Source organism: Paraburkholderia sp. CNPSo 3281 (assembly GCF_024206515.1).
GTDB classification, from domain to species: domain Bacteria; phylum Pseudomonadota; class Gammaproteobacteria; order Burkholderiales; family Burkholderiaceae; genus Paraburkholderia; species Paraburkholderia nodosa.
Genome location: NZ_JAMBPS010000167.1, coordinates 1 through 875, shown reverse-complemented (window position 1 = coordinate 875; position 875 = coordinate 1). Strand labels below are relative to the sequence as shown.

Annotated in this window: 1 protein-coding gene; it reads left to right on the top strand. The window is 57.8% G+C overall.

Annotated elements, in window-relative coordinates:
• Nucleotides 1-742: 742 nt before the first annotated feature.
• Nucleotides 743-875: helix-turn-helix domain-containing protein (locus tag M3I56_RS40700; protein ID WP_254358686.1), on the top strand; the 133-nt coding region annotated here is incomplete at its 3' end.

Here is an 875-nt window from a genome sequence, read left to right as displayed (position 1 = left end):
TCAAGCTGCTCTGGCTCGCACTACGCAACGTGCTGGCAAAGTCCGTGCGGGCCGCCTTCGACTGGAAATCAGCCATGAACCAGTTTGCTATCCTGTTCGGTGACCGGTTCACGCAGGCACGCGGCTAATGATTTATTAACCGCCCCGCCCACAAAAATACGGACAGGTTCGCCGGTTTGGCTTTTCCTTGTTTTCGCGTCGGTACGCGAGCGTTGCCCCTGTGCGGGGCGGCACCTACTTTTCTTTGCCAGCGGCAAAGAAAAGTAGGCAAAAGAAAGCCGCTCAAACCGCTAGCGCCTGCCACAGTTCACATCTCGCCGTTAATGGTGAATGGCTCCGGAGCGTCTGTCACCTCGCACCTTCAAAGTGAGTGACAAGGCGCTCATCCTTCCGGCGGCGCTCCGCGCGCCGAAGGGCATAGCTAAAGCACCCTTGGTGCGCGTGCATTCTCGCGAAGCCTGGCACGCCCCCCTGGTTTCCCATGCAGACCCGACCGCAGTGCGCGTAGCGAGCAGCGGGATGAATGACTGCCTTGTCATTTACTTTGGTGGTGCGAGGTGACAGACGCTCCGGAGCCATTCACCATGAATGGTGCGAGGTGAACCGTGGCGGGCGCTAGCGGTTCAAGCGGCTTTCTTTTGCCTACTTTTCTTTGCCGCTGGTGTACAGACCGGAGACATGATTGACAGGTGTATGGGGACATGGTTGACACTTTTGGGCAACCCAACGCCCGAATCCATCCATGCCCTGGAATGTAAAAGACACCATGAGCCTCAGACAGGAATTCGTCAGTCTGGCAGCCGCACAGAGCCTGCCCTTCAGTGAGCTGTGCCGGCGTTTCAACATCAGCCGCCAGACCGGCTACAAATGGCTTG